The organism is Herpetosiphon giganteus (assembly GCF_016907925.1).
Classification (GTDB): domain Bacteria; phylum Chloroflexota; class Chloroflexia; order Chloroflexales; family Herpetosiphonaceae; genus Herpetosiphon; species Herpetosiphon giganteus.
Map to the genome: position 1 here is coordinate 74,432 of NZ_JAFBCZ010000006.1, position 20,893 is coordinate 95,324.

General features: G+C 50.1%; 17 protein-coding genes. 9 read left to right on the forward strand and 8 right to left on the reverse strand.

What is annotated here, in order from left to right:
- Window positions 1-167: 167 nt before the first annotated feature.
- Window positions 168-1,325 carry a BMP family lipoprotein gene (locus JOD20_RS07250; protein WP_204754624.1) on the reverse strand — a complete coding sequence of 386 codons (1,158 nt, stop codon included), beginning with the start codon at window positions 1,323-1,325 and terminating at the stop codon, window positions 168-170.
- A gap of 604 nt (window positions 1,326-1,929) precedes the next feature.
- Here JOD20_RS07250 and JOD20_RS07255 point away from each other — a divergent pair.
- Window positions 1,930-3,348 (forward strand): dihydrolipoyl dehydrogenase family protein, encoded by a 1,419-nt coding sequence (locus JOD20_RS07255; RefSeq protein ID WP_204754625.1) that lies wholly within the window; start codon window positions 1,930-1,932, stop codon window positions 3,346-3,348.
- Window positions 3,349-3,425: 77 nt separating this feature from the next.
- Here the strand turns inward: JOD20_RS07255 and JOD20_RS07260 are convergent, their stop codons facing one another.
- Window positions 3,426-4,652, reverse strand: coding sequence for a TolB-like translocation protein (locus JOD20_RS07260; RefSeq protein ID WP_204754626.1), 1,227 nt, complete (start codon window positions 4,650-4,652; stop codon window positions 3,426-3,428).
- A 280-nt stretch (window positions 4,653-4,932) separates the two neighbouring features.
- Here JOD20_RS07260 and JOD20_RS07265 point away from each other — a divergent pair, with 280 nt between their 5' ends.
- From JOD20_RS07265 to JOD20_RS07300, 8 genes are all read left to right on the forward strand, one after another.
- Window positions 4,933-5,499 carry an RNA polymerase sigma factor gene (locus JOD20_RS07265; protein ID WP_054533451.1) on the forward strand — a complete coding sequence of 189 codons (567 nt, stop codon included), beginning with the start codon at window positions 4,933-4,935 and terminating at the stop codon, window positions 5,497-5,499.
- A 71-nt stretch (window positions 5,500-5,570) separates the two neighbouring features.
- Window positions 5,571-5,747, forward strand: coding sequence for a hypothetical protein (locus tag JOD20_RS07270; RefSeq protein ID WP_204754627.1), 177 nt, complete (start codon window positions 5,571-5,573; stop codon window positions 5,745-5,747).
- Window positions 5,748-5,882: 135 nt separating this feature from the next.
- Window positions 5,883-6,893, forward strand: coding sequence for a metal ABC transporter substrate-binding protein (locus tag JOD20_RS07275; protein ID WP_204754628.1), 1,011 nt, complete (start codon window positions 5,883-5,885; stop codon window positions 6,891-6,893).
- A gap of 81 nt (window positions 6,894-6,974) precedes the next feature.
- The gene (locus JOD20_RS07280; protein ID WP_204754629.1) at window positions 6,975-7,835 is read left to right on the forward strand and encodes a metal ABC transporter ATP-binding protein; all 861 of its coding nucleotides are present in this window, start codon (window positions 6,975-6,977) and stop codon (window positions 7,833-7,835) included.
- Window positions 7,836-7,927: 92 nt separating this feature from the next.
- The gene (locus JOD20_RS07285) at window positions 7,928-8,797 is read left to right on the forward strand and encodes a metal ABC transporter permease (protein ID WP_204754630.1); all 870 of its coding nucleotides are present in this window, start codon (window positions 7,928-7,930) and stop codon (window positions 8,795-8,797) included.
- Window positions 8,798-8,912: 115 nt separating this feature from the next.
- A complete protein-coding gene (locus tag JOD20_RS07290; protein ID WP_204754631.1) occupies window positions 8,913-10,028 on the forward strand; it encodes a site-specific DNA-methyltransferase in 1,116 nt (371 codons plus the stop codon).
- A gap of 8 nt (window positions 10,029-10,036) precedes the next feature.
- Window positions 10,037-11,179 carry a tRNA epoxyqueuosine(34) reductase QueG gene (queG, locus tag JOD20_RS07295; RefSeq protein ID WP_204754632.1) on the forward strand — a complete coding sequence of 381 codons (1,143 nt, stop codon included), beginning with the start codon at window positions 10,037-10,039 and terminating at the stop codon, window positions 11,177-11,179.
- Between the two features lie 181 nt (window positions 11,180-11,360).
- Window positions 11,361-12,821 carry a glycosyltransferase family protein gene (locus JOD20_RS07300; RefSeq protein WP_204754633.1) on the forward strand — a complete coding sequence of 487 codons (1,461 nt, stop codon included), beginning with the start codon at window positions 11,361-11,363 and terminating at the stop codon, window positions 12,819-12,821.
- 630 nt (window positions 12,822-13,451) lie between these two features.
- Here JOD20_RS07300 and JOD20_RS07305 read toward each other — a convergent pair.
- The 6 genes from JOD20_RS07305 to JOD20_RS07330 form a co-directional block, all read right to left on the reverse strand.
- Complete coding sequence (locus tag JOD20_RS07305; RefSeq protein ID WP_204754634.1) at window positions 13,452-14,555, reverse strand: serine/threonine-protein kinase; 1,104 nt, start codon at window positions 14,553-14,555, stop codon at window positions 13,452-13,454.
- Between the two features lie 88 nt (window positions 14,556-14,643).
- Window positions 14,644-16,830, reverse strand: a complete 2,187-nt coding sequence (locus JOD20_RS07310) for a serine/threonine-protein kinase (RefSeq protein ID WP_204754635.1) — start codon at window positions 16,828-16,830, stop codon at window positions 14,644-14,646.
- 179 nt (window positions 16,831-17,009) lie between these two features.
- The gene (locus JOD20_RS07315; RefSeq protein WP_204754636.1) at window positions 17,010-17,894 is read right to left on the reverse strand and encodes a pre-peptidase C-terminal domain-containing protein; all 885 of its coding nucleotides are present in this window, start codon (window positions 17,892-17,894) and stop codon (window positions 17,010-17,012) included.
- 99 nt (window positions 17,895-17,993) lie between these two features.
- Entirely contained in the window at window positions 17,994-18,863 is an 870-nt protein-coding gene (locus JOD20_RS07320) for a PPC domain-containing protein (RefSeq protein WP_204754637.1), read from the reverse strand.
- A gap of 80 nt (window positions 18,864-18,943) precedes the next feature.
- A complete protein-coding gene (locus JOD20_RS07325; protein WP_204754638.1) occupies window positions 18,944-19,801 on the reverse strand; it encodes a PPC domain-containing protein in 858 nt (285 codons plus the stop codon).
- Between the two features lie 103 nt (window positions 19,802-19,904).
- Window positions 19,905-20,870, reverse strand: a complete 966-nt coding sequence (locus tag JOD20_RS07330) for a hypothetical protein (protein WP_204754639.1) — start codon at window positions 20,868-20,870, stop codon at window positions 19,905-19,907.
- Window positions 20,871-20,893 lie beyond the last annotated feature (23 nt).

Sequence of the window (20,893 nt, forward strand, 5' to 3'; positions counted from 1 at the left end):
CAAATATGCAGAACAACCACGTTGTTGGCTGCCAAAAAACTGACCAAACGTGTGCTTGGTTGTTCGAGTTGCTGTGTTTCGATGCTGTGATAATACCACACAAAAGTAAAAGGGCTGCGTCATTGCTAACGCAGCCCTTCCACGGGTTTGTGCCTTGCGGCAACAAATTAGTTCAAGGTAACGCCGGTTTTGATCGTGCCATCGGCCAAGCCCTTCTTGATTTCGTCAAGTTTGGCTTTAGCGTCTGCTGGCAAGGCTGATTCTGCATCGTGGAATGGAGCGTAGTCGATGCCGCCGTTAGCAGCGTTACCGAAGTATACGCCACCTTCGAACTTGCCATCGACAACTTCCTTGACGACTTCGAACACAGCGTTGTCAACGCGCTTCATAGCGCTGGTGATCAACTTAGGAGCTGGACCTTTTTTGAAGGTGGTGTTGTATTCGTCTTGGTCAACGCCAATTACGAATACATCATTGTCAGCAGCGGTCTTGATTGCGCCTGAGCCAGTTTGGCCGCCAGCACCGAAGATTACGTCTGCGCCTTCAGTAATTTGGGTTTTGGCAGCTTCGCCGCCAGCGGTTGGGTCGGTGAATGAGTCGATGTAGACAGTCATAACTTGGATGTCGGGGTTGACGTATTTAGCGCCAGCTTCGTAGCCAAGCACGAACTTCTTGACCGCAGGAACTTGTTCCTTACCGCCAACTGCACCGATTTTGCCGGTCTTTGAAACCATTGCGGCCAAAGCGCCACCGATGAATGCTGATTCGTCTTCTGAGAAGACCAAGCCCTTGACGTTGGCCAATGCTGGTTCGTAAGCGAAGTCAACAATAGCAAACTTCAAATCTGGGTACTTGGCAGCAGCAGCTTTGATTGCATCGCCCATCAAGAAGCCTACGCCGATGATCAAATCGTAGCCTTGGCTCGCGAATTGTTCAATGTTCTTTTCGTAGTCTTTTGGATCGATGGTTTCGATGTAGTCGATCTTCACGCCAAGTTCGGTTTCGGCCCGTTTCAAGCCTTCGAACGCGAATTGGTTGAAGGTACCGTCATCAACTTTACCAACATCGGTTACCAAACCGATTTTGATTTCGCTGGTTGCGCCGCCGCCAGTGGTTGCTTCGGCGGTTGCTACCGTGGTTGCCGCAGCGGTTGCTTCGGTTGCAGCGGTTGGCATGGTTTCGGCTGAGGTTGCGGTTGCCGCAGCTTCAGCACTGGTTGCCGTAGCTGCTGGAGCGGTGGTTGCAGCGGTTTCGGTGCCACAAGCAGCCAAAACTGGAACCATCAAAACCAACAACATCATGAACGCAATAATGCGTTTGTTCATGGGAGGACCCCTCCTAAATAAAAGTGTATCTGTAGCTCCCCTAAAATCATGTCACCCGCAGTGCGTGGGGAATGATGACATGCATCGGCGTTGATTATAACATAACCCGTCGCATTAGAAAGTATGAGGGATGAGGGATGAAGGATGAAAGGCAGAATATAGAACACAGAACATAGAACATAAGGCAGAAGTCAAAAGTCAGAAGTCAAAAGTCAGAAGTCAAAAGTCAGAAGTCAAAAGTCAAAAGTCAGAGGTCAGAAGCCCAAAGCCCAAAGCCCATCTACGTTTCGCAATCGTTTAGAATTGGTGGGGAAATGTGGCAGTATAGTACATAGAACAAAGAACATAGAACATAGAACATAGAACATAGAATTTGAGGATCGGGGATTTAACGCAGCGGCGCAGAGCAATGATGGCTATGGCCTAGCAGGAACATAATTTAAATAATCTGTGTAATCTGTGGCTACAATAATGATCATTCGTGCAATTCGTGTAATTCGTGGCTAAGAAATCCTTCGCGCTCTTCGCCTCCTTCGTGGTTTCTGGCCCTTCGTGCTCTTCGTGCCCTTCGTGGATCAATATTCTGTGCTAATAAGGAGCTTGCATGGACGATTTATTGGTAATTGGTGGCGGCTCGGCGGGCATAACCTTTGCCAAATTTGGCGCTTCGTTGGGCGCAAAAATTACCATCGTCGAAGCCAATAAGCTCGGTGGCGATTGTACATGGACTGGCTGCGTGCCCAGCAAAAGCCTCATCCACGCTGCCAAAATTGCCCATACAACGGCGAATGCTGCGCGCTATGGCATTGCTGCCAAACCACAAATCGATTTTGCGGCGGTGATGCAGTATGTGCACTCGGTTCAAGAACAAATTTATCAGCACGATGATGCGCCCGAGGTGCTGCGCAAAGCAGGCGCGCGGGTTATCGAAGGTCGTGCTCGTTTTTATGATGATCAAACCGTGGAAGTTAATGGCGAGTTGCTGCGCGCCAAACATTTTTGCATTGCGACCGGCTCGCATCCCAGAATTCCAGCAATTGCTGGTTTGGCCGAGGCTGGCTACCTTACCAATGAAGATCTTTTTTTATTAAATGAATTACCCAAGCGGATTCTTGTGCTTGGTGGTGGGCCAATTGGCTGTGAGCTAGGTCAGGCGCTGTTACGTTTCGGCGCAGAAGTCAGCCTGATTCAACAAGGCTCGCGATTATTGCCCAAAGATGATCATGCCATGGGCGCAGCCTTGGCTCAAGCGCTCAAAGCTGAGGGCATGCAAATCTACCTCAACACCAAAACACTCAAGGTCGAGGTCAACGCCGGAGCCAAGCACGTCACGATTCAGACTTCTGGTCAAGCGCCACAAACCTTGGTGGTTGATGCAATTCTGGTGGCCGCTGGACGCACGCCAAATGTACATAACTTAGGCTTAGATGCAGCGGGCATTTTATACGATCCTGAACGCCGAATTCATGTTGATCAATATTTGCGCACCAGCAACCCACGGGTCTTTGCCTGCGGCGATGTGATTGGGCGCTATCAATTTACCCATGTTGCGGCCCAAGAAGCTGGCGCTGTGCTGCGCAATGCGCTTTTTCCTGGCCAAAGCGTCATGAAATACGAATTAGTGCCTTGGGCAACCTTTACCGACCCCGAAGTTGGCCATGTTGGCTTGAATGAAGATCAAGCGCGGGCCAAATATGGCAGCAGCTTACGCGTCTATGAGTTGCCGTGGAGCGCCAACGATCGGGCGCGCACTGAGGATGCAACCCAAGGCTTTACCAAAATTCTGGCGGTTGGCCGCAAAGAGCAAATTGTTGGCGTGCATATCATCGGTCAAGGCGCAGGCGATATGATCAACGCAGCGGTGTTGGCGATGGGCACGGGCGTTAGCGCCTCAAAATTAGGCGGCTTGATCAACGTCTATCCTACCCGCTCGCAAGGCCTTAAAATGACTGCCCAACGCTCGTTTACGCGCTGGCTCGAAAAACCATGGCTGCAACGCGCCTTGCGCTGGTATTTTCGCTAGCATTGCTATGCCTTGGGTTATGCAAAACCTAGCAGCAAAAATCCCTCGCCCACGCAATGTAGGCGAGGGGTTAAGGATTAAGGTACAGCAACTCCAAATGCTCCGCTCGTCAGTTGCTGCTCGGCTCCAGTTTCAACATGAATTTGCCAAACGCCGTTACTACTATTATTCAGCAAATATTGGCTATCACTCGACCAAAAGGTCAACGAGGCAGCATATTGGTCAAAATAGGGCAAAACATTCAAAAATTGGCTACTTGGGGCAAACGATTTGAGCCGCTTCACGCTCCCCGACTTGACATCGAGTACTTCCCAATGGACTTGCACGCCAGTTTGGGCTTGGCGGCTAACTTGCACAATCCCTGTATCGCCGCTTGGCCCGCGCGGCTTGGCATCGGCAACCAACAAGGCGACCGAACGTCCATCAGGCGACCAGAAAAAGGCCAACGGACGCGCGGTTTCGAATGTTTGGCTCTTGCCAGTCGCAATCGTTTGAATCATCAATCCCGAACGAGTTTGAATGCCAAAAGTTTGGTAAGCCACTTTGGATCGGTCGGGCGAAAGCACAAACATAAAGCCATCGCTGGTTGGCTCGCTCAACGCCCGTTGTCCAGTTTGATCGATCTGCATCAATTGGTTGATATTGCCATCAGCCACCACAACCACTCGGGCAGAGCCATCAGCATTCCACGCAGGCGCTTGAAAATCGCCAGCAATTTCGCTAAAAAAAGTCAGATCGTTGGATTGGAGTGAGTGCAGCGCGGTGCTGCCAACCGGAGTGCCGCCGCCAGTGTGCAACAGCAATGCGCTGCTATCTGGCTTCCAAGCAAAATACGATGGCTGACCATCGCGCACTTTATGCGCTGTTTGCGAGCCATTAGCTGGCACAACATACAATTCCATGGTCGTGCCTGCGGCCAAAAAAGCGATGCTTTGGCTATCGGGCGACCATGCAAGATAAAAAGGCCGCAAATTGAAATCGCTAAAAATACTGCGCGCAGGGCTACCATCAAAATCCTGAATTCGAATTTCGCTTTGTTTGGGGCTTAGTTGAATATAGGCGACGTGTTGGCCGTCGGGCGCAGGCGTAACTTGGGTGTATTGAATGCTGGCTGAGGCATCATTGGTGAGCGTTAATGCTGGTTTGCTGGCCGTGATCAGCTGCAAATTGCCTGTTTGATCTTGCACCAAGGTTCGATTGGGCTTAACCGCTGGCGCTGCCCGTTGCCACCAGCCAATACCTATTGCCACACTAAGCCCGACAACTCCACCGATTAACAGTAGCCAACGAATGCGTCGTCGCATGACATCGCCTCCTATTAAGTTGTATCGCTCAATAAATCCCCAATTAGTCCGCTCAATGGTATAGGATTAAGCCTATCACGAATCTGCTTACGAGCCACCTAACTAGGCCTTTTTTAACCTAGGACTATTGCGCTATTTTGGGCTGAACCTATGTTTTGCTTGAGCTATCCAAAAGTCGTGTTTTTGGATACAGGGCTTAGCAGGCGCTTGTGCTAAAGTTGCAACACCGCTCGATTCTGACTCAATGTTGCTGATTTTTTCCTAGCCAAGGACTGTTGTGATGCTTGCTTTTCAACCTAGCAGCCACGAATTAAATGAAGCTAGTCTGGTTGCCGGGTTGCGCCAACGCGACGATGCAGCCTTTAATTATTTTTTGCAAACCTTCGCCCCACAGTTGCAACGGCTTGCTCGACGCTATGTTTACTCCGATGATGAAGCTGATGATATTGTGCAAGAAAGTTTTATTCGTGCAGCTGAACATATCAATCGCTTTGAAGGCCGTAGTAGTCTTGGCACATGGCTGCATCGGATTACGATTAATGCTGCGCTTGATTATCGCCGTCGCCAACGACCTCAAACCAACTTGAATGAACTGGATGAGCGCATGAGCGTTGGCGATTTGGGCGATGCAACGCTTTTAGCTGAATTAAGCCAATATATTTATGCAGCCTTGGAAACGCTGCCAACTCGCCAACGAATGGCAATTAGCCTTTGTTATTTGCAAGGAATGACCGCTCAAGAGGCTTCACGCTCATTAGGCATTAGCCCCGATACGGTTTACGGCTATTTGCAACAAGCCTTCCCAAGCCTGCGCCGCGCTTTGGCCTGCTATATCAGCGAAGTGTGAAACACCTTTTTACTTTGCGCGTATAGCTGCTGCAACATCCATCGGCGGCAGTTCCCGCAAGGAGGTGTCCTATGCAAATCACTCTTATGTTGATGTTGTGTGTCGTTGGAGCACTCGCACTGGTGCTGGGGGAAGCCCATATGGTGCGGGTTCCAGGCAGTATCCAGCCGCTTTCCCACATTGGTTGGCGTTTGGCCGTTTATATGATGTTAATTCTTGGCACGTTAAGCATTATTGCAGTATTATGATACCGATGTGCTGATCTATATACATCGGCTCATTGCCCTCAAGGCAATGGGCTTTTTTTTGACAAAAACCATATTATTGAGATATTATCTCTTTTATAATGAGAATAGTATCAATTAGCTAAGGATTCAATTGCAATGCGTCGATATAGTTTCGTGCTGTTGCTCGCAATCTTGGTTGGCTGTGGCCAAAGCACTGCCACCGTTCAACCAAGCCAAATTAGCCAAAGCCAACAGCAAACCACCACTGCCGATCAGGTAATGCCAACTGCCACGGCAATTTCCACCGAGCCAGTCAGCCAAATTCGTGTGGTCACGACCATGAGCATTTTGGCCGATGTAATTAAGCAAGTTGGTGGCGATCGGGTGATCGTCGATAATATTATTCCTTTGGGCGCTGGCCCAGAAGATTATCAGGCTACGCCTGGCGATAGCCAAAAAATTGCCGATGCCAACATCGTCTTTTTCAATGGCCACGCGCTTGAGGAATGGCTCGAACCCTTGTTTGAAAATGCTGGCGGCAGCGAGCAACCACGGGTTGAATTATCAGCAGGCTTTGTGGCGCTTGAAGCTGACCATGCTGGCGAAGAGCATGCTGATGAAGAACATAGCGATGAGCACGCTCACGAAGAGGGCAACCCGCACTTTTGGCTCGACCCAACCTATGTGATGTCGTATACCGTGACGATTCGCGACCAACTAAGCGCCATCGATCCAAGTGGCAAAGCTGTGTATGCAGCCAATGCAGAGTCTTATCTTGGCCAGCTCGAAGCGCTCGACCAAGAATTGCAAGGCTTGGCGGCCCAAATTCCCGTCGAACGGCGCAAATTGATTACCAACCACGATGCTTTTCCCTATTTCGCCAAGCGTTATGGCTTTGAAGTAGCTGGCGTATTGTTGGAAAACCCCGAAGCCGAGCTTTCTGCTGGCGATTTATCGACCTTGATCGAAAGCGTTAAGGCCAGCGGCGTGCCCGCAATTTTTTCAGAATCTCAGTTCAATCAAAAAACTGCCGAGTTGCTTGCTGACGAAGCAGGGATTAAAACGATAGCCGTGTTGTATACCGACACTTTAGGTAGCGAGACAGCAACTAGCTATATCGACATGATGCGGTACAATATGAATACTATTGTTGCTGCGCTCAAATAACGCACACGTGATGTATGGCAGTAGCTATAGGAACAGCAGCGGCTGTTGCCTATAGCTTCTTGCGTTAACAAGGATTTTTCTATGGCAGCGGTTGCTTCCCAAGCGCATATTCGGCTTCAAGCGCCTACGACGATTGCCCCAGCGCTTGAAGTTCGTCAACTTACCATTCGCTATGATCAACGCCCAGTCTTGAGCGATGTTTCGTTTCAAGCCCAAGCCAGCCAATTAATCGGCATTATCGGCCCCAATGGTGCTGGCAAAACCTCATTAATCAAAGCGATCTTAGGCTTAATTCCTTCGACTGGCCAAATTTTGGTGGCGGGCCAAGCCTTGGCTAAGCGTTCGCGCAAAGTTGCCTATGTGCCGCAGATTAGCGCGGTCAATTGGCGCTTTCCTGCCAGCGTGCGCGATGTTGTGCTGATGGGGCGTTATGGCCAGCTTGGTTGGCTGCGACGGCCCAAAAAAGCCGATTACGAGCTAGCTGACGCGGCACTTGAACAAGTTAATATGCAGGATTTTGCCCAGCGCTCAATCGCCGATCTTTCTGGTGGCCAGCAGCAGCGGGTATTTTTGGCGCGCGCTTTGGCCCAAGAGCCAGATGTATTGCTGCTCGACGAGCCAATTAGTGGTGTTGATGTGCCAACCCAAGAAGTAATTTTGCATCTCCTGCGCGATTTGAGCAATGCTGGCCGTACCTTGCTAGTTACAACCCATCATTTGCAGCATCTGGAGCATCATTTCGATGCCTTGCTCTGTTTGAATCAACGCCTGATTGCCTATGGCCCGCCAACTGCGATTATGACCCGCGATGTGGTTGAAGCAACCTTTGGGCGTTCGTTAGTGCTGGTTCCAAGCCACGAACGAATTATTCTCGATTGCAACCATAGCAATTGCAGCGAAAAACCGGCGCTCACCAACAACGATTCAACAGCGAAGAATTAGCGGACTCGTGGCGCTTGGGTGGTGATTGAGCAGTTATTCCCGATCCCCGACCCCCGTCAACTGATCCCCAACTCAAAAAAGGTTTCCGACCGATGAAATGTACTGATTTATGGAACTGTGTCGTGGTTCCGTTACAATTTGCGCCGACCCAACGCGCCTTGCTGGCCGCGATTCTGATTGGAATTCTCTGCTCGGTGGTGGGTGCGTTTGTGGTGCTGCAAGATTTATCGTTTATTGGTGATGCATTGGCGCATGCCTCGTTTCCTGGCGTGGTGATTGCCTCGATGCTGGGCTGGAATATTGCGCTTGGCGGGGCGATTTTTGGGGTTGCCACAGCCTTGGGCGTTGGCTGGATCACCCGCCGCTCCAAAGTGAGCCTCGATACCGCAATTGGTGTGTTATTTGCTGGCATGTTTGCGCTGGGCATTTTTCTACTTTCGCGCAATCGTGGTTACAACAAAGAGCTATTTGGCTTGTTGCTGGGCGATATTCTCGCGGTACGCCAAAGCGATCTCTGGACGATCGTTGGGGTTGGTGGCCTAATTTTGGTGGTGATTGCAGCGCTCTACAAAGAATTGGTGCTGATGACCTTTGATCGCACAGCGGCGGCGGCCCAAGGCTTGCCGGTTGGCTTCTTGCACTATTTGTTGCTCAGCATTATGGCGATCACGGTGGTAGTAGCGATTCAAAGCATCGGGATTGTCTTGGTGGTGGCGATGTTGGTCACGCCAGCGGCAACTGCTTCGCTGGTGGTGCGGCGCTTTTGGTCGATGATCGTTTGGGGATCGTTGCAGGGCTTGGTGGCGGCAACAATTGGGATTTACGTTTCGGCCTATATCGATGGCGTGCCGACTGGCTCGTCGATTGTGTTGGCGCATACGGCGATCTTTATTATTGTGTTGGTGCTTGCGCCGCGCAAAAATGCCTTGGCTGGGCTGTTTCAACGCAAGGTTGCCGACTAACTAGGCAGTATCGTTGCTGAGAACCAAATTGGCCTGATGCTAACAATATTCCATGTTCCACATGCACTGATTCTTTGGTAGGATACGATCTTACTATCACGCATGAGGACTGCTTATGGCCGATTTAGCCTTGAACCACGATCAAATCCTTTTAGGGGATTGTCGTGATGTTCTTCCATCACTGCCACCAGCCAGCGTTGACCTCATTTTCGCTGACCCGCCCTATAATTTGCAATTGCGTGGCGATTTATTGCGCCCCAACATGACGCATGTTGCTGCGGTTGATGATGCTTGGGATTCGTTTCGTGATTTTGCTGCCTACGATGCGTTTACTCGTGCTTGGTTGCAAGCATGTCAGCGCGTTTTGAAAGATAATGGTACGATGTGGGTGATTGGCAGCTATCATAATATCTATCGCGTTGGTGCAATTCTGCAAGATTTGGGGTTTTGGATATTAAACGATATTGTGTGGATTAAGCGCAATCCAATGCCAAATTTTCGTGGTGTGCGCCTAACTAATGCCCATGAAACATTAATTTGGTGTGCTAAATCACCAGGCCAAAAGTATACCTTTAATTATCATGCGTTACGCCATTTGAACGACGATAAACAAATGCGCAGTGATTGGGAATTTCCGCTGTGTACTGGCAATGAGCGCTTGCGCATCAACGGCAATCGCGTACATAGCACCCAAAAACCTGAGGCCTTGCTCTATCGCGTCTTGCTGGCCAGTTCAAATGTCGGCGATGTGGTGCTTGATCCCTTTTTTGGCACTGGCACGACTGGCGCGGTGGCCAAACGCTTGGCCCGCCACTACATTGGCATCGAACGCGACCCAAGCTATGTCGAGGCTGCGCGAGGCCGCATTGCGGCGATTGCCCCACCAACCAACACTGCTGCGCTCGAAGCCTTGCCGAGCAACAAACGGCGGATTCCCCGAATTCCGTTTGGCAATTTGTTGGAACATGGCTTGTTGCAGGCTGGCCAACAACTGTGGTTTAATCGTGATCCAACGCTTGGCGCAACCCTGTTGGCAGATGCTTCGCTGCGCATGGCCGATGGCACGCGTGGCTCGATTCATAAACTTGGCACCATTTTAACAGGCCAGCCAAGTTGTAACGGCTGGGAACATTGGTTTTTTCAAGCTGCTGATGGAAGTTTAGCCTCAATCGATTTGCTGCGCCAAGAGTTGCGGCGGTTGCGTGAGCAAGCCCCAGATGCTGATGATTAAAGTGGCTTATGACGATTAATCTTGCTGCTGCTGTGCGCGCGCAAGCCGCCAGTTTAGGCTTTAATTTGGTTGGCATCACGCCAGCACGCCCATCGCCGACGTTGGATGCCTATCAACAATGGGTTGAGGCCGGAATGTATGGCGAGATGGGCTATTTGGCGCGGCCTGATCGCCAAGCTCGCCGCCAAGATCTGAATGTGATTGTGCCGAATGTGCGCTCGTTGATTATTGTGGCGCTGGATTATCGCACGTTGCCAATTCCTGCAAGCCTGCTCAACGACCCCAGCCGTGGGCGAATTGCGGCCTATGCCTGGGGCATTGATTATCATGATCTGATGACTCCGCGTTTGCAAGAATTGGCCAATTGGTTGCAAGCCCAAATTCCCAATCCTGTGCAGCAGCGGGTGTATGTGGATACTGGGGCGATTTTAGAGCGTTCGCATGCCCAGCAGGCAGGCTTGGGCTTTATTGGCAAAAACACCATGCTAATTAGCCCACGACGTGGCTCATTTTTCTTTTTGGGCGAAATTCTGACGACTTACGAATTTACTGATTACGATCAGCCTGCGCCGCTGACGATGTGTGGCTCGTGTACCCGCTGCTTGCGAGCTTGTCCGACCCAAGCTTTTCCCAAGCCGCATGTGCTTGATGCGCGGCGCTGCATTTCGTACTTGACGATTGAATATAAAGGCTCGATTCCGCGTGAGCTACGCCCGCAAATGGCCAATTGGATTGTTGGCTGCGATGTGTGTCAAGATGTTTGTCCATGGCAGCGTTTTGGCGTGCAAAGCCAAGAAGCGGCTTTTTTTCCAATCGATCACGACCGAGCTGCGCCAACGCTGGCTAGCCTGCTAAGCTTGGATGCGGCGAGTTTTAGCGAGCGCTATGGCAGCGCTGCGATTAGCAGGCTTAAGCGTGATCGTTTGGTGCGTAATGCCTGTGTGGCTGCTGGCAACTGGCGCGACCCCAGTATTTTGCCCTTGCTCGCGCCCTTGCTGCACGATTCAAGCAGCCTTGTGCGCGAGCATGCTGCGTGGGCGATTGGCCGTAATGTTGATGATTCAGCCAGCACATTATTGCAACAAGCTTTGCAAACCGAAAGCGAGCCAAGCGTGCGCAGCGAATTGCTACAAAGTTTGCACGAACGCTAGAACTTTTGCCCCGCATCAATCAGCTATGATCAAGTTGGGGCTAAAGCTTAAAGCCAGCCCTTGTTGGCAGAATGATAATTAGATGAGCATTCGGCTGCGAGCGAATCAGTTTGCTAGACGTTGCCCTGCGGATCTGCTATCATCCATGGGCTTTTGTTAGCTTGTGGAAGAATGAACAACGATGGAAAAACAGCAGACTGAAGGGCTAAAACAGACTTGGTGGCGGCTTGGGATTGGCGGGTTCATGCTGATAGTGATGCTTGGGTTGATGTGGCCAGCCTTTGAACGTGGCTTGGCGCGGCGGCCAATCTTGACCATGCAAACCCCAGATGATGGCCTTGAAGGCACATTATTGCACGAAGCCCAACTAATTCGGCGTGATCGCTCGTTGTATCGCCCGATTGTGGCCGAGGAATTTATTTCCGCCCCCTATACCCCGTTGCACCCCATGCTGCTTTCGTTTATGCCGTTTGACCCTGAGCGCCCCTTTACCGCAGGGCGTTGGGTTTCGCTGCTTTCAATGTTGGCGATTGGCCTGATTATCAGCCTGTTTGTGGCCAGCAATACCCGCTACTGGTTGCTTGGTTTGGCGATTGGGGCCTGTTGGCTGGCCTTTGCGCCTGCCCAACTCTGGGCGTTGCGGCTCAAGCCCGATTTATTTGCTTTGAGTTTTACTGCGCTCGGGCTGCTGTTGGCAAGCTGGCGCGAAGGTCGTTGGTTTGGCTGGGCGGCGGTTTGTTTTGGCTTAGCATTTTTAACCAAACAAACCTTAGCGATTGCTCCGCTGGCGGTTGGCCTGAATTTGCTGCTGCACGATTGGCGCAAAGCGCTGAAGTTTGGTACGCTGGTGATTTTAGCTGCTGGCCTGCCCTATTTGATCTTGGATCTTGTGACCGATGGCTGGGCAACGCGCCACATTTGGGGCTTGCATCGCTCAGAGTGGTGGAGCTTTGACCTGATGTGGAAGTATGTGCGCCTGCTTGGCTGGTCGTTGCCATTATTGGGTTTGGCGCTGGTTGGCTTGGCCTTGCAGTGGCGCAATTATGCGATGCGCCAAGCTGGGCTGTATGCAGTGCTTGCGCCAATTTCGCTGTATGGCGCTGGCGAAATCGGCGCACATCATAACCATCTTTTAGAAACGATGCTTGCTTGGAGTTTGGCTGGCGGGCTAGCGCTGGGCTTGTTGTTGGAGCTTGGCTGGAGCAAGGGTGGTTGGTGGCATGCGCTGACGGTTGTAACGCTGAGTGCTGGCCTTTTCCAAGGCTGGCTCCTACGCCAAACTCCAAGTTGGTATGGTGGCGAGTTTGAGATTAATGATTTGGCGCGGTTTGTGCCCTACATTCACTCCAAGCCTGGTGATGTATTGCTTGATAATCCTGGTTTGGCGCTTGCGGCGGGCAAACCGCTGATTTTTGATGATCCTTCGACCATGGGGCCAGCGATTGAGAGTGGGGTATGGCCGTCGAATGGCCTGTATGAGAGCATTCGGCAACGGCGTTGGAGCTTGATCATGTTGCCATTCGATGTGGCCGATAGGCGTGATGCGACTGGGCGTTGGACTGAAGAAAGTATTCGCTTGATCGATCAGCATTATCAACTTGAATTTAGTGATAGCATTTTTAGCTATGTGCCAAAGCCCTAAAAGGCGATTGCCAGCAGCCCCTCCGAGATGCTGGCAATCCTTTTTTGCATTCATCAAAACACTCTAACCAAAAAGACCCGCGGATACGGTTCGACAGCTTCAAAGCTGCACAAATACCTAATTGTTATGCCTAATTCAAGCGGCTGCCTGCCGAGAAAACCTCGCAGGGGCTGGGCTTGTTAGGGTTACTCGCGGTTGACCTTAAAATTACGGTTATGTCACATCACGCAAGTATGATAACAATGCTTCAAATTGATAACCGAGCAGCAGATGGGAATTCGTCGGTGATCAGTCACCACCAGCCCGAGCCATGTGCATGTCTTTGTGCGTTTCCCCATAGCGCTGATATGCTAGTTGCTAGTTTCGACGCACCACCGACTATTTCCATAGGCCAATCCTACAGTCGATAGCGGTGATCAATTTGGGGTTTGGTTGATTTGTTCAGGTGCTGTTCCCGCTGAACCGTATCCATACGGGCTACGCTGTTAATATACTTTGCTGGCCCGTTAACTACAAGCGCTTCATCGCTGTTTTACGATGAAGCGCTGAAAAGGGCAATTTTGGGCTTGATAGCGGTTCGCTTGGTTCAGTTGTGTCAACAATTAATAATGCAAAAATACCTAGGGTCAATTATTGAAAAAAGAAAAAAATACCTAGGACCAAAAAGAAAGTGACAACTGCAATCAAGACGAACTGAATGGTTGTAGTGAATTTTGCCCGAGCCGAGCTAGCAAAATTGCTGCTTGCTTGGAGTCCGAAGGTTGGCGCTGCTGCGCTTGGCCGATTGATGTCGACTGGGCGGGCTTTTGGTGCGCGCTGTTGCGGCTGGGTAAACTGATCGACGAACAGATCCTCGGATGGCGCTGGTAAGGGAATGGTAAATTCGCTTGGGATGCGCCGTTGGAGGGCATGTTGCAGCTGGCTCACAAACTCGCCAACTGATTCTTGGCGTTGCTCAGGCCGTTTGGCTAAGGCGCGTTCGATGACTTGGGCGACTGCTGGTGAGATATTGGGCACAACCTCTTGCAGCGGCGGAATGCGCTCTTGCAAAATTTTTTGTACTAGCTGTGGCGAGGCAGTATCCGTGCCAAATGGCCGCGAGTTGGTTAGGGTTTCGTAGAGCACCAAGGCCAGCGAATAGAGATCCGAGCGCGGCGAAGCTGGCACTTCCTGCATAATTTCAGGAGCCATATAGGCGATTGTGCCGGTTACGTTGCCGGTTTTGGTTAGCCGAATGTACTGCGCCGTGCTGGCGATGCCAAAATCGGCTAAGACAGCTTGGCCATTGCTGCGAAAGAGAATATTGCTCGGTTTAATATCGCGGTGAATAATGCCCTTGCTGTGGGCATATTCCAAGGCATAGCCAATATCAATCCCGATTTTAATCACATCTTCGACGGCAAGCGAGCTGGCGATCATGCGCTCCAACAACGAACCATCGTCGATATATTCGAGCGCAATAAAATAGACCTCCTCGTCTAGTTTGGGGTGGGGTACTGCGCCGGTCTCATACGATTGAACGATATGTGGGTGATGTAAAATCCGCACAGCATCGGCTTCGTTGAGAAAGCGCGTTAACAGTTCACCGATATGAACGAGCATTGACGGCAAGACTTTGAAGGCTGTTGTACCGAACTGTGGATGTTCAGCCTTATAAACAATTGCCATGCCGCCTTGCCCGATCTGCTCAGCTAGATGATACTCCCCAAGTTGAAGATTACTTAAGTTTTGCATAGAGGGCCACCTAATGCTAAACATTGATTGTGATCATAGACAGAGCGCACTGGATTGTGCGCTCTGATCGCGTGATCTCCGACAAACATTATGGATTAATTGGCGGCGCGGTCGGTGCAGCGGTTGGCCGTGGCGTATTGGTTGGTGGCGGTTTTGGACAACCACCGCGTGATGGATCACCTGGTTCATTCGGACAATTATCGACGTTATCAGGAATGGTATCGCCGTCTGAGTCAGGAATTGCCGTTGGTGGTGGCGGCTCGGTTGGTGCCGGACAGCCATTATTTGGCCCAGCAACCCCAGGACAGCCATCAACATCGTCGGTAAACCCATCGCCATCGCTATCGACTGGCGCTGGGGTATTGGTTGGTGGAACATCGGTTGCTTGGGGCACTGGTGTACTCGATGCCCGAGGCCGTGCTGTTGGTTGCGGCTGTTGTGGTTGTGGACGCGCCGTTGCTACAACCGCATTCGATGTGGCTGTTGGTTCTGGCGTATTGCTTGGCTCTGGCGTTGGGCTATTTTCTGGGGTTGGAGCCAAGGTACTGGTTGGTGCGCTTGGATCGACGATGCCGATTGGTTGGGTTCCAACGGGGGTTCCTTGACTGTCGCTACCAGTGGTTGCGGTTGCCCCGCCATTGGTATTAACCTGAACCGAATTCGGCGTTCCGGTGCCCGTCGTGTTGTTGGCAGGATTGCTGCCTGATAGAATGTAGACCCCAATTAACACCAGCCCTAAAATGCCGCCGCCAATGCCAGCAATTAAGGCTTTCTTTTTGTTATTGGGTCGGTTCAGCGCAATTGAGCCTGTGCCTGCAAAGTTGAGATTTGGCTCTGAGCTAGGGTTAAGACTTTGATTGAAGGCAGTTGCAGGTCGGGCAACCTCAATTGGCCGGGCATTAACCGTACGATTTGGCCGCGAGCTTGGGCCACGCAGCGGGTTTTGGCCGGTAAGTGGCTGATTGACTCCGGATAATGCTTGATTAACCCCAGATAATGCTTGATTGACCCCACTCGGCGCTCCAACTGCTTCCGGCGCATAGATCTGTGTGCCATCGTTTGGCAATGAAGCGTTGACTTGTGAATTTTGGCCTAAGGGTTGGTTGACTCCGCTGAGTGGTTGATTAACCCCACTCAATGGTTGATTAACCCGACTATTTGCGCCACTTCCTGCTGGTGGTGCATAGATTTGCGTACCTTCGGCGGGCATGGCCATATTGGCAGCGCTAGCTGGGCCAGCCATTGGTTGGTTTGGCTGTGAAAGTGGCACATTGGCTGCACTCGCAGCTCCAACCACAGGATTGAAAACTCGGGTACTGGTTGAATCGCCTTCAGAACTACGTTCATTGCGGCTGCCACCTGGGCGCGCAATTGGGATCATGGGTTTGCCATGCGCATTCAGTGGGGTATCTGGTTTGGTTGCCGTGCGGCCAAATTTAGCCTGTTTGAGCGCTTCAACGAAATCAGACATGTTTTCGAAGCGGCGTTCAGGATCTTTGGCAGTGGCCCGTTCAATAATTTGGGCCATCAGTGGTGGCACATGTGGGGCCAATTCACGCAATGGCGGCAAAGGTGTGCTGATAATTTTGCTTAGCGCAACTGCAATATTGGCATGCATATTGGCATAAGGGTTTTTGCCAGCTAAGGCTTCATATAAAATTAAGCCCAGTGCATAAATATCCGAGCGCGCATCAGCACTTTGGCCTTCAGCAATTTCTGGTGCTGTATAGGCGACGGTTCCAGCAAAACCGCCAGTTTTGGTCATGCGAGCTTCATTACTTACCAGCGCAATCCCAAAGTCGGCGAGCACCGCATGGCCATCGTGGCGAAACAGAATATTGCTGGGTTTAATATCGCGGTGGATAAACTGCTTACGGTGTGCGTAATCTAAGGCTGAACCAATATGCAAACCCATCTCAATCGTTGGATTGAGTTGTTGACGGGGTTGCTTCTGTAAGCGTTCGCTGAGTGTGCTACCGCCAATAAATTCCATAGCAATATAATGGATTCGTTGGCGGGTATTGTTGGGATCAGGAATATCACTGGCTTCATAGAGCTGCACAATATGCGGGTGGTGCAGTTCACGAATCGCCCGTGCTTCGAGCATGAATCGTCGGAGCGTGTCGGTATCGTGGGCGAAATAAGGCGGCAGCACTTTAAAGGCGACTGAGCCATAGTCGGGATGATGTGCTCGATAGACGAGCGCCATCCCACCACGACCTATTTCGTCTTGCAAGGCATACTCGCCCAACTGTGTATGTTCAAACGACTCCATAGCAGCATCCTACAACGAAAACAGCGGCAGACCGCTCTCTTCAGTACCAAAGATTAACTATTCTCGACAACTTCGTTGCTGCCCCATTATCACACTATTCGCTAGCCTTGACAAGCGCCAGCATAAATGCTATGCGCGGGTAGGCAACCAACCTCGCTTTGGAGGTCAAGCGTGCTCAATTAGGGTTGATATAAAGCTTTAACCCGATAGACTGGGGTTTTATCGCCGAGTTTAGCAGCCCAAACCACATTAATCAGATAGGTTGTGTTGGCTGCAATCGGAACATTGCTCAACAACTCAGATGTTTGGCCCGGATTGCCCGATTGCTGATAGACTTGGAACTGGTTGTTGCCATCGCGATAATATAAATAGAGATTAAAATCGTGTTGATCAGGCGTGATGTTATCAAGTTGGATGGTTACTTTGCCGCCAACTGCGACTTTGAATTGGTAATAGTCGAAGTTATTTGGCACTTCATTAATAAAGTCGCTTTCGCACCAACCACCAGACAAGGCAATCACCCCAGCTGTTGTTGAGGCATTATTGGCAGGCTCACCAACATGAATACATGATTGAAGGTCGCCGACAACTGGCGCAAACAGTCGGGCGCGCGAGATGCCAATTGTGGTGCGCGCACCGCCAATCACGCTTACATTGGCCGTTTCTGAACGGAGTTCAACTTGAAAATACTCATACGGTTCAGCAACAGCGTTCGACAAAATCCCAATGTTAATCAAGGCATAGCGGCGTAAGCCAGTAATGGTTAGTGCATTGCCAGTGCCAGCAGTTGGCGAGTAGTCGCTGCTCGCGATCGCCGTACCATTGAAGGTCTGATAGCGTAAGTTGAGGCTAATGCTCTCACTCTCAGTTGCACCATACACCATTACTTTGAGCCAAACACTCATTCCTTCAGTTGTCTGAACCGCAGTCCGTTCCCACGCTACTGCGATGGCTTGAGGGCTAGCTTCTTCGTTTGCTGGGCTAGCTTCCTCGGCATGAGCAACCGGCAAGGCCATGAGACTAAAGATTATGAGTAGGAACAATGACCAACGTTTGTTGTGCATAACCTAAGAATCCTTGTTGCTAGAATCGGCGGGCGATCGCTGGTTATGAGGCTGGCATGGCGCAATGTTTGAAGCTGTTGCGCCATGCCAGTGAACCCTTTATGGCCTAAAGGTCGCGTTTAAACGATAGGTTGGAACTTTACTTCCACTAGAGCTTGCCCAATAGACCCCAATGAGGTAGTTCGTGTTGGCGGCGATTGGGGCATCGATGATGGTCTCGGCTTGCTGTCCACTATTGACTGATTGAAGATAGGTTTCATACTGACCACTACCATTGCGATAGTAGAGATATAAATCAAGATCGTGTTGATCAGGAGTGGTATTTTCAAGCCGAATGGTTAATCGTCCAGTGGTTGATTGGGTTATCCGATAATAATCAAGATCGCGAATTTGCTCGCCGCTAAAGTTACTATTGCACCAACCACCACTAGCAGCAATTTCACCTGCTGAGGTTGGGAAATTGTTATTTGGTTCGACAACGTGAATACACGATTCGATTGTTCCGACCGCTGGATTCATGGTGCGTGAACGCGCAATGGCGATTGTTACCCGCGCTGGCCCAGAAATAACCGTACTTGATGAATCTGAACGCAACTCAACTTGAAACTGTTCAATTGGTTCACTATAGGTATTATTCAGAATATCGATCTTGATGTAGGCAACCCGATTATTGCCACTAATCGCCCCTTTAGTACCATCAGGCCAATTGGTTGGCACATAATCATCATTGGGGGTTGCAGAGTTTTGCTGTCCAAACGTTTGGTAGATGAACTTAAGGTTCACATTTTCGGTAGGTCCAGCCCCAATCACATTAATGCGTAACCAAACATCAATCCCCTCGGCAGTTGAGACAAAGACTCGGTCCCATGCAAGGGTTGCTGCGGTAGGCACATCAGGACTGGCATAACTGGCTTGGGGCAAAATCCCGTGGATTAGCAACAGCAGAATCAGGATTCTGGCAAATTTCATAATTGCGATACTCCTACTTATAGACTAACGACGATACGAATCGTAGGTATTATAGAGTGAATCGAACAATACTTTGGTTGCTATGGAAAATCGGCTCTTAGCCGATAGCTTGGCTCTTTTGAGCCACTTGCGCTCTCCCAATAAACAGAAATCAAGTAGCTCGTATTGGCTGAGATTGGTGCAATAATCAATTCTGCTTGTTGGCCGGAGTTGGTTGATTGCTGATAAAATTGATATTGACCGTTGCCAGCAAGATAATAGATATATAGTTGGAGATCATGTTGATCGGGAGTCGTATTTTCAAGGCGAATCGTGACTGTTCCATTGCGGCTTGGCGTTAGACGATAATAATCAACAGCCAGCAGTTGTTCATTTCTAAAATCACTATTACACCAACCGCCATTGGGCGCAATCACCCCAGCGGTTGTCGCTGTATTGTTTGCTGGTTCGCCGAGGTGGATGCATGATTCTAAATAGCCGACCGCTGGATTCATGATGCGTGAACGAGCAATGGCAATGGTTGCCCGTGCTGGCCCAGAAATCACCGTGGCTGCGCTATCAGGACGTAGCTCAACTTGAAAAGTTTCGATTGGTTCAGAATAGGTGTTGGTGAGAATATCGATTTTAATATAGGCAACGCGCTGAAGGCCAGTAATCGTACCTTTGGTGCCATTAGGCCAACCGGTTGGCACATAATCATCGTTGGGAGTTGCCATTTGACTAAATGCTTGGTAGATGAACCTAAGATTAACTTCTTCGCTAGGCGCAGCGCCAACAACATTAATGCGTAACCAAACATCGATCCCTTCAGCAGTTGCGACAGATACTTTATCCCAAGCTAAAGTTGCTGCTTGGGGCGTTTTAATGTCAGCATAGCTAGCACTTGGAAACCAACAGAATAGGAATAGAAAAAGAGCAGATTTAGAAATTATGCGCATCGCTGATGAATCCTCCTCACGACTGAATAATCTCCTCGTTGCCACACCTGCTTGTGCAAACAGGAGCCTGTACAAAAATACAGGCTCCTGTTGTAATTAAGTGTTATTGCCAGCTGGCGGTTAGCTCATAGGTTGGAATTTTAGCACCTGTTGAAGCTGTCCAATAGACTGTAACCAAATAGAGGCCATTATTATTAGTCGTATTGGCGACAATTGGGAAATTAATAATATCATCGATTTGAGTCGGTTGGACTGACCGAGCGACTACATCGTAGCTATTCGTGCTTGGATTATATTTATAGAGATATAAGTCAAGGTCATGTTGATCGGGGGTGGTATTTTTTAAGCGTAGGTTAAGATTCCCACCGCTAGCTTGGCTAATTCGGTAATAATCAATTGATTGGAGATTCTCTCCATCAAAATCACCATAACATGGCCCGCCTGAGACGGCTAAGAAACCACTTTTTGCTGGTAGGTTATTATTTGGCTCGCCAACATCTTGGCAGCTTTGGAAGTTGGCAAAAGCGGGATAGAATTTTGTATCTCTGACGATTGTAATCGTTGCGCGATTGCCCCGTGATTCAATGGTGCCATTCGAGACGGTTATATCAACAAAGAAGACTTCGTTGCGCTCGTTAATGGTATCGCTAACCGTGCGTAATTGAATATACAGCACTTGCGATGTGCCACTGATGTAGCCAGTAATCTGGTTATCGCGCGACTGATTGGTTTGTGGGAGGGTGATTTCGCGATCAAAATCTGCATCGATATCAGCCCCATTTGCGGCATTGGTCGTATACAGCTCAATATCAATGCGAATTCCACCAGTGGTATTAATTGGTGTATCAGTGCGCAGCGCGAGCCAAGCCTCCTTGCCTTCAACCACCTTGACATCAATTGAATCCCATTTAACGACTGGCAAGGCATCAGCAGCGGTTGGTTGTTCAACCACTGCTGGAGCTTGATTAACATCAGGCATTGGCTTTGCTGCTTTTTGGGCCAAGCTTGGGCTTGGCAAACTCCCCATGAGGATGAGTAAGCTTATTATGAATAAACGTTTAAGACCCATTAAGCGAACTCCTTACATAACAA

Bases quoted from the DNA above. Each gene is read 5' to 3' on its own strand.
- JOD20_RS07250 (WP_204754624.1), bottom strand. From the start codon at position 1,325: ATGAACAAACGCATTATTGCGTTCATGATGTTGTTGGTTTTGATGGTT.
- JOD20_RS07255 (WP_204754625.1), top strand. From the start codon at position 1,930: ATGGACGATTTATTGGTAATTGGTGGCGGCTCGGCGGGCATAACCTTT.
- JOD20_RS07260 (WP_204754626.1), bottom strand. From the start codon at position 4,652: ATGCGACGACGCATTCGTTGGCTACTGTTAATCGGTGGAGTTGTCGGG.
- JOD20_RS07265 (WP_054533451.1), top strand. From the start codon at position 4,933: ATGCTTGCTTTTCAACCTAGCAGCCACGAATTAAATGAAGCTAGTCTG.
- JOD20_RS07270 (WP_204754627.1), top strand. From the start codon at position 5,571: ATGCAAATCACTCTTATGTTGATGTTGTGTGTCGTTGGAGCACTCGCA.
- JOD20_RS07275 (WP_204754628.1), top strand. From the start codon at position 5,883: ATGCGTCGATATAGTTTCGTGCTGTTGCTCGCAATCTTGGTTGGCTGT.
- JOD20_RS07280 (WP_204754629.1), top strand. From the start codon at position 6,975: ATGGCAGCGGTTGCTTCCCAAGCGCATATTCGGCTTCAAGCGCCTACG.
- JOD20_RS07285 (WP_204754630.1), top strand. From the start codon at position 7,928: ATGAAATGTACTGATTTATGGAACTGTGTCGTGGTTCCGTTACAATTT.
- JOD20_RS07290 (WP_204754631.1), top strand. From the start codon at position 8,913: ATGGCCGATTTAGCCTTGAACCACGATCAAATCCTTTTAGGGGATTGT.
- queG (WP_204754632.1), top strand. From the start codon at position 10,037: ATGACGATTAATCTTGCTGCTGCTGTGCGCGCGCAAGCCGCCAGTTTA.
- JOD20_RS07300 (WP_204754633.1), top strand. From the start codon at position 11,361: ATGGAAAAACAGCAGACTGAAGGGCTAAAACAGACTTGGTGGCGGCTT.
- JOD20_RS07305 (WP_204754634.1), bottom strand. From the start codon at position 14,555: ATGCAAAACTTAAGTAATCTTCAACTTGGGGAGTATCATCTAGCTGAG.
- JOD20_RS07310 (WP_204754635.1), bottom strand. From the start codon at position 16,830: ATGGAGTCGTTTGAACATACACAGTTGGGCGAGTATGCCTTGCAAGAC.
- JOD20_RS07315 (WP_204754636.1), bottom strand. From the start codon at position 17,894: ATGCACAACAAACGTTGGTCATTGTTCCTACTCATAATCTTTAGTCTC.
- JOD20_RS07320 (WP_204754637.1), bottom strand. From the start codon at position 18,863: ATGAAATTTGCCAGAATCCTGATTCTGCTGTTGCTAATCCACGGGATT.
- JOD20_RS07325 (WP_204754638.1), bottom strand. From the start codon at position 19,801: ATGCGCATAATTTCTAAATCTGCTCTTTTTCTATTCCTATTCTGTTGG.
- JOD20_RS07330 (WP_204754639.1), bottom strand. From the start codon at position 20,870: ATGGGTCTTAAACGTTTATTCATAATAAGCTTACTCATCCTCATGGGG.